Source organism: Streptomyces sp. NPDC004609 (assembly GCF_042873655.1).
Lineage (GTDB): Bacteria > Actinomycetota > Actinomycetes > Streptomycetales > Streptomycetaceae > Streptomyces.
The window spans coordinates 39,053-46,199 of record NZ_JBIALS010000051.1; the positions used below are offsets into that span (position 1 = coordinate 39,053).

Below are 7,147 nucleotides of genomic sequence, written 5' to 3' on the forward strand. Positions count from 1 at the left end.
CCCGCCTCCCCGGCCCGAGCCCCCGCGAACCCCCGCGCAGGCGGGCCGGTGGGCGTCGGTGTTTCGGGAGGTTCGGGCCTTCGTGAGGGAGGCCACATCCGCTGCCGAGAATACCCCCTGGGGTAACTCTGTTAACGTCGGTGACATACCCCGGGGGGTAATAGGGCAGGCGAAAGGATCAGGGCAGTGTTTTTCATCGACACCGTTGAGGTGCCCGGGCTCGGCAACCGGAGCTATCTGGCGGGTGGCGCGGACGCCGCCGTGGTGGTCGATCCGCCCCGGGACATCGACCGGGTGCTGGAGGCCGCGGCCCGCCGTGAGGTCCGGATCACCCACGTCGTCGAGACGCATGTCCACAACGACTATGTGACCGGCGGACTCGAACTCGCCCGCCGGACCGGCGCCTCCTATCTCGTACCGGCGGGGGCGCGGGTCTCCTACGAGCGCGTCCCGGTCTCCGACGGCGACCTGGCCGAGATCGGGCCCGGACTGACCCTGCGCGCCGTCGCCACCCCGGGGCACACCCCGCACCACACCGCGTACGTCCTCGAAGACGACGGCCGGGCCGTGGGCGCGTTCACCGGGGGCTCGCTGCTCATCGGGACCGTGGGACGGCCCGACCTGGTCGAGCCCCGGCTGACCGAGAGCCTCGCCCGCGCCCAGCACGGCTCGGCGCACCGGCTGGCGGACGAACTGCCCGACGACACCGCCGTCCTGCCCACCCACGGCTTCGGCAGCTTCTGCGCCTCGTCGCAGAACGGCTCCGCCACCGCCACCACCATCGGCCGGGAGCGGGCCGTCAACGAGGCGCTGGTCAAGGACGCCGACACGTTCGTGGCCGAGCTGCTCTCCTCGCTCGACGACATCCCCGCGTACTACACGCACATGGGCCCGCTGAACGCCCGCGGCCCGCTGCCCGTCGATCTGACCCCGCCCGCCGTCGCCGACGCGGACGAGATCGCCGAGCGGCTGGCCGAGGGCGAGTGGGTGGTCGACCTGCGGAGCCGTATCGCCTTCGCCGAGGGCCATGTCGCCGGATCGTTCAACTTCGAGGCGAGCGGTCAGCTCGCCACCTATCTCGCCTGGCTGATCCCGTGGGGCAGGCCGGTCACGCTGCTCGCCGAGTCGGCCGAGCAGCTCGCGGACGCCCAGCGGGAGCTGGTGCGCGTCGGCATCGACCGGCCCGCCGCGGCGGCCACCGGCACGCCCCGGGACTGGGTACGGAAGGGGGAGCGGCTCCGCTCCTTCCCGCGTGCCGCGTTCGCCGATCTCGCGACCGCGCTCGGGTCCGCGCCCGGCGGGTCGGGTTCCACGCCCGGGAACGAGTCCGGGTCGGCTTCCGGAATCGGTTCCGCTCCCGGGAACGGGTCCGCGCCCAGGAACGGGTCCGCGAGCGGGAACGTGGTCGTCCTCGACGTACGGCGGGACTCCGAGCGGGCGGGCGGCCGGATCAGCGGCTCCGTCCACATCCCCGTGCACCGGCTGCGCTCCCGGCTCCACGAGGTACCGCCCGGCACGGTGTGGGTGCACTGCGCCGGAGGCATGCGGGCCGCGATCGCCGCGTCCCTGCTGGACGCGGCGGGGCGTGACGTCGTCGCCGTGGACGACGGCTTCGACGCCGCCCGCGCGGCCGGCCTGCCCGTCACCGAGGGGTGACCCCGGTGTCCTTCTTCCGCCGTACGGCCGACCGGATCGTCCGGAGAAGTCCCCAGTTCCGTACGAGTCCTCCGGACCGGGCCGGCCACCCCGAGGGGTCCGGCGAGGCAGCCCCCGCCGGCCGCCGGGCGGGTGCGCCCGGCCGTATCGGGCCCGCCGAAGCCGCGCGCCGCACCCCCGCCGGAGCCGTACTGCTCGATGTCCGCGAGCGGGCCGAATGGGACGCGGGCCATGCGCCTCACGCGGTCCATCCGCCCCTGTCCGCCCTGGTGTCCGGGGCTCCGCTGCCCCGGGCCGCGCGGGGCCTGCCCGTCGTCGTGATCTGCCGCTCCGGTGTGCGGTCGCGGCAGGCGGCCGACCTGCTCGCCGCGCGCGGTGCGGAGGCCGTCGACGTCACCGGCGGCATGCGGGCCTGGGCGCGGGCCGGGCTCCCGGTCGTGGACGCGCGCGGAGACGGCGGCTGCCCGGCGTGAGTACCCTGCTGGCGGCTCTGCTCGCCGGAGCCGTCGTCGGGCTGGCACTCGGGGCCCTCGGGGGCGGCGGCAGCGTGCTCGCCGTACCCGCCCTGACCTATCTGCTCGGGTTCACCCCGGCGGCGGCCGGCACCGCGAGCCTGATCATCGTCACCGCCACCTCCGCCACGGCGCTGTTCGCGCACGCCCGCGACGGGCAGGTCCGGTGGCGTACGGGCGCGCTGTTCGCCGCGGCGGGGCTGGTCCCGGCCGCGCTGGGGGGCGCCGCCGCGGGGAGGCTGCCGGAGGCGGTGCTGACCGGCGCGTTCGCGGTGGTCGCGGTCGTCGTGGCGGTGCGGATGCTCCGCGCCCCGGAGACCGCCGAGTCCGTACGGAAGGGGCCGTTCTCCGTGGCCGGCACCGGTGCCGGGCTGGGCGCGGTGACCGGAGTACTGGGCGTGGGCGGGGGCTTCCTCGCCGTGCCCGCCCTCGTCCGCACCCTCGGTCTGCGGATGCGCCCGGCCGTCGGCACCAGCCTGCTGGTGATCACCGTCAACTCGCTGGCCGCGCTCATGACCCGTACCGGAACGGCCGGCGGACTGGACTGGGCGGTCGTGGCCCCGTTCGCGGGGGCGGCGGTCCTCGGCGCCTGGGACGGCAAGCGGCTGTCCGGGAAGGTCCGGGGCGGAACGCTTCAGCGGATCTTCGCGTACGCGCTGCTGGCGGTGGGCGCGCTGATGCTGGCGGATGTGGTCGTATGACCGGCCGCACGGGACACAGCGAGCCGCACGGGCGGTGGCAGGGGTGGGAACGGTCTCTCCCCGTCCCGCCGGGCCCTGTGGCGGGAGGCTCACGCCAGGGAGAGGAACAGCTTCTCCAGCCGTGCCCGCATCTGCTCGGGGTCCTCCCCGCCCTCGCGACCGGACTCGATGCCGGTCAGGCACTGCTGGAGGCCGGTGGCGATGATCGCGAACCCCGCCCTGTCCAGCGCCCGCGACGCCGCCGCCAGCTGCGTCACGACGTCCTCGCAGTCCCGCCCCTCCTCGATCATCCGGATCACCCCGGAGATCTGGCCCTGGGCGCGGCGCAGTCGGTTCAGTACGGCCTTCAGCTCGGCGCCTGCGAGATCCAGCTCCACGGCAACTCCTTCATAGATACCCCTGGGGGTAATTTAACCTGGTGGACGCACCGGTGAATTCCCCCGACCACGCCATGAGACATCAGCGACCCCGTACGACCCCTTCCCAAGGATGGCATCCGGCATGAGCACCACCACAGCACCGGCCCTCGACGTCGAGCAGGCCCGCACCCGTATCCACGACCTGGTCGTCATCGACGTCCGTACGCCCGGTGAGTACGCGTCCGGCCATCTGCCCGGCGCCCTCAACATCCCCCTGGACGCTCTGCGCGGCGCCCTCCCCGAGATCCGCGAGGCCGCGGACCGGAGCGAGGTACTCGTCGTCTGCGCCTCCGGCGCCCGGTCCGAGACCGCCTGCGCGCTGCTGGCCGAGCACGGGGTGTCCACCGCGACGCTCTCCGGTGGCACCAACGCCTGGGCCGAGCGCGGCCATGAGCTGGACCGGCCCGAAGGACCGGCCTGCTCGACGCGGAGCGGCTGGTCGATGGAGCGTCAGGTCCGCTTCACGGCGGGCAGCCTGGTGCTGACGGGCGTGGGGCTCGGCCGGGCGCACCACCCGGCGTGGCTGCTGCTCTCCGCGGGGGTCGCGGGCGGGCTCGTCTTCTCCGCGCTCACCAACACCTGCGGGATGGCGGCCGTGCTCGCCAAACTGCCCCACAACCGGCCCCGCGCGGCGGATCTGGAGCGGTCGCTGGAGCGTCTGCGCCGGGGCTGAGCGCCTCCTTTTTTGTGGCTCCCTCTCCCCCCGGACTCCGTCCGGGGGGAGACCCACCGGGGGCCTTCAGTGTGCGTCGACGGTCGACCGTGCTCGACCGCTCGTTCCTCACGGCCTCCGCGCGCTCTCCCTTTCGACACCCACGGCCCCCTTCGGCTCACTCGCCAAGCCCATGAGGGCAAGGGAGGGGTGCGGGAACTCCTTCCGTTCACCCATCGGGCCCCACGGGCGAAGGGGAGGGTGCAGGCTCTTGGAGGGGACTCGCCAGGTCCGGATCCCGTGGAAGGCACGGGCTCCGGGCCCGCCGCGCCGGTGGTCACCGGTGCGGCGGGCCCGGCTCCGGTGCCGTCCGGCCCCCGCACGGGTCGGACGGCACCGCGTGGTCAGGACGCCGTACGGATCCGGGCCTCCACGCCGTCCAGTACGCAGGCCAGCCCCACATCGAAGGCCGACCCCCGCTCCCGGTCCGCTTCGACGTGCTGGAGCGCGGCATACCGCTTCCGCAGCCGGGGGTAGGGCTGCGCGGCGGCCACCGCGGCCGGCCAGATCTCCTCCACCCACTCCTGCTCGCCCTTGCCGCTCCTCGCGAGCGTCGTCAAGAACGCGGCCTCGGTGATCGTCGTCCCGATGACATACGAGAAGACCGTGCTCATCAGGGTGTCGGCCTCCGCGAGGTCGTCGAAGCCCGCGGCCTCGAAGATGCCGAGCGCCGCGTCGGAGAGCCGCATCATGTTGGGCCCGAGATAGGCCATGCCCACCTCGCCGAGCACGGACGCGATCCAGGGGTGGCGCAGGATCGCCTCCCGCAGGCTGCGGGCGCAGCGCTCGGCGGCGGGCCGCCAGTCCTCGCGGCCGGTGGCGGGCGGGACCTCGATCTCGCCGTAGACCTCGTCCACGACGAGTTCGATCAGCTCTTCCTTGTTGGTCACATGCGAATACATCGAGGTGGCGCCCGCGTTCAGCCGGGTGCCGAGCTTCCGCATGCTCAGGGCCTCGATGCCCTCGCTGTCGAGCAGCGTGAGCGCCTCGGCCACGATCTGCTCCCGGCTCAGCGCGGGCTGGTCCCGCCGCCGCTTCTGCGGACGCGTCCATACGGAGGCGAACTCCTGGGCGGGCGGATCCTCCCGCGCGGGCTTCGCCACCCTCCTCGCCGCCCTCGTGGCCCCCTCGGCCTTCTCCGGCGTCCCCGCCTTCTCCAGCTCTTCCGGCTTCTCCAGCCGCTCGTCGACCGACACCCCGGCTCCCTTCGTGGCTTGTACGGACCAGCCTAGCGCAGCATCCGAACGGCGTACGTACTTGCGCACACTGTGCGGTCTCCGTACAGTGTGCGGTGAAGCGCACGCCGTACGGCATCTCTGGAGGGAAGGCTCATGCAGCAGGAACGTCACCCACGACGCTGGCTGATCCTGATCGTGCTCTGCCTCAGCACGCTGGTGCTGGTGATCGACAACATGGTGCTCACGGTGGCGATCCCGCCGATCACCGAGGACCTGGGGGCGAGTGCCCAGGACATCCAGTGGATCATCGACTCGTACATCCTGGTCTTCGCCGGGCTGCTGCTGACCTCGGGAAGCCTCTCGGACCGATTCGGCCGGCGAAAACTGATGATCATCGGTCTGGTGCTCTTCGGCGGGGCGTCCGTCCTGGCCACGGTCGCCGACAGCCCGGATCAGCTCATCCTGGCCCGGGTGCTGATGGGCGTGGGCGGTGCGCTGGTGATGCCGAGCACGCTGTCGATCCTGATCACGGTCTTCGACGAGGACGAGCGGCCGAAGGCGATCGCTGCCTGGAGCGCGGTCGCGATGGTCGGTCTGGTCGGCGGTCCGGTCCTGGGCGGTGCGCTGATCGCGAAGTTCTGGTGGGGCGCGGTCTTCCTGATCAACATCCCGATCGCGGTGCTCGCGATCGTCGCCGCGATGGTGCTGATGCCGGAGTCCAAGGGCCCGTGGCGCAAGGCCGACCCGGTCGGCATGGTGCTGTCGATGGCCGGTATGACCGCGCTCGTCTGGACGATCATCGAGCTGCCGAAGGAGGGCATCACCGCGCCCGGCACGCTGGCCGCGCTGATCACGGCCGTGGTGAGCCTGGTCGGGTTCGCGGTCTGGGAGACCCGTACCGACGCGCCGATGGTGCCCGTCAGCCTGTTCCGCGACAAGGTCTTCACCGGGGCGAGCTTCTCGCTCGTGCTGCTGACCTTCGCCAACGGCGGTCTGATGCTGGTGCTGACGCAGTATCTGCAGTTCGTGCTGGGCTACTCCCCGACCGAGACCGGTCTCGCCTTCGCCCCCATGGCCGTGGCCGTCATCGTGTTCAACGCCATCGGAGCCTCGCTGGTCGCCAGGACCGGCAACCGGGCGATGGCGGTCATCGGACTCCTGGTGATCGCGGCCGGGTTCGGTGTCCTCGCGACCCTCTCGCAGGGTGACGGCTTCGGACTGCTCGCGTCCTCCATGGTCCTGATGGGCGCGGGCAGTGGGCTGGCGATGCCGGCGGCGATCGCCGCCCTGATGGGAGCCGTGCCGGAGGAGCACGCGGGTGTCGGCTCGGCCCTCAACGACACCATCCAGCAGGCGGGCGCCGCCCTCGGCGTCGCGATCCTCGGCGCGGTCCTGTCGAGCACCTACACCGGTGCCATGCCGGACTCGGCGCCCGAGGCCGCCCGGGAGTCCGTCTCCGTCGCCCTGCTGGACCCGGCTCTCGCGGACGGCGCCCGGGAAGCCTTCACCACGGCGATGTCGACCAGCTTCCTGGCGGGCGGCGCCGGGGTGATCGCCGCGGCGGTGCTGGCGATGCTGCTGATGCGGGACCGCAAGCCGGCCGCCACCGAGGGGGACGCCGGGGACGCGGGCACCGGCGGGAGCGCCGGGGTCGCCGGTGGTACGGAGACGGCCCGGCCCGCCGGGGACACGGCACCGGGGCCCGTGGCGATGGTGACGGCGGAGCGGGTGTCCGTGGAGCCCGCCCGCTGAGCAACGCGGGACGACCGACCACCGGTCGCGCGGCACACCGGTCGCGCAGGACGACGAAGACCCGAGACACGGAGCCCCCGAGACGAGGACACCGGGACGGCCCGGGGGACCCGGACGACGAGCCGGGGGGGGGGGGGGGGGGGGGGGGGGGGGGGGGGGGGGGGGGGGGGGGGGGGGGGGGGGGGGGGGGGGGGGGGGGGGGGGGGGGGGGGGGGGG

The 7,147-nt window shown here is 73.5% G+C and carries 7 protein-coding genes; 5 read left to right on the plus strand and 2 right to left on the minus strand.

The features are described 5' to 3' along the window. Positions 1–186: 186 nt before the first annotated feature. The 3 genes from ACFYT4_RS33100 to ACFYT4_RS33110 all read left to right on the plus strand — a co-directional run bounded on the left by ACFYT4_RS33100 (position 187) and on the right by ACFYT4_RS33110 (position 2,869). Entirely contained in the window at positions 187–1,656 is a 1,470-nt protein-coding gene (locus ACFYT4_RS33100; protein ID WP_389277574.1) for a rhodanese-like domain-containing protein, read from the plus strand. Between the two features lie 146 nt (positions 1,657–1,802). Beyond that, positions 1,803–2,129 (plus strand): rhodanese-like domain-containing protein, encoded by a 327-nt coding sequence (locus tag ACFYT4_RS33105; RefSeq protein ID WP_389277594.1) that lies wholly within the window; start codon positions 1,803–1,805, stop codon positions 2,127–2,129. Further along, on the plus strand, positions 2,126–2,869 hold the full coding sequence (locus tag ACFYT4_RS33110) for a sulfite exporter TauE/SafE family protein (RefSeq protein ID WP_389277577.1): 744 nt from the start codon (positions 2,126–2,128) through the stop codon (positions 2,867–2,869). The genes ACFYT4_RS33105 and ACFYT4_RS33110 overlap by 4 nt, the downstream gene beginning before the upstream one ends. 89 nt (positions 2,870–2,958) lie before the next feature. Here the strand turns inward: ACFYT4_RS33110 and ACFYT4_RS33115 are convergent, their stop codons facing one another. Then, the gene (locus ACFYT4_RS33115) at positions 2,959–3,246 is read right to left on the minus strand and encodes a metal-sensitive transcriptional regulator (protein WP_389277580.1); all 288 of its coding nucleotides are present in this window, start codon (positions 3,244–3,246) and stop codon (positions 2,959–2,961) included. Positions 3,247–3,370: 124 nt separating this feature from the next. Between ACFYT4_RS33115 and ACFYT4_RS33120 the strand changes: the two genes are divergently transcribed. Continuing rightward, positions 3,371–3,961 (plus strand): rhodanese-like domain-containing protein, encoded by a 591-nt coding sequence (locus tag ACFYT4_RS33120; RefSeq protein WP_389277583.1) that lies wholly within the window; start codon positions 3,371–3,373, stop codon positions 3,959–3,961. A 383-nt stretch (positions 3,962–4,344) separates the two neighbouring features. On the opposite strand, the gene ACFYT4_RS33125 is transcribed toward ACFYT4_RS33120, so the two are convergent. After that, positions 4,345–5,103, minus strand: a complete 759-nt coding sequence (locus tag ACFYT4_RS33125) for a TetR/AcrR family transcriptional regulator C-terminal domain-containing protein (RefSeq protein ID WP_389277597.1) — start codon at positions 5,101–5,103, stop codon at positions 4,345–4,347. 228 nt (positions 5,104–5,331) lie between these two features. Between ACFYT4_RS33125 and ACFYT4_RS33130 the strand changes: the two genes are divergently transcribed. Further along, entirely contained in the window at positions 5,332–6,930 is a 1,599-nt protein-coding gene (locus ACFYT4_RS33130) for an MFS transporter (protein WP_389277585.1), read from the plus strand. Positions 6,931–7,147 lie beyond the last annotated feature (217 nt).

Bases quoted from the DNA above. Each gene is read 5' to 3' on its own strand.
- ACFYT4_RS33120 (WP_389277583.1), top strand. From the start codon at position 3,371: ATGAGCACCACCACAGCACCGGCCCTCGACGTCGAGCAGGCCCGCACC.
- ACFYT4_RS33130 (WP_389277585.1), top strand. From the start codon at position 5,332: ATGCAGCAGGAACGTCACCCACGACGCTGGCTGATCCTGATCGTGCTC.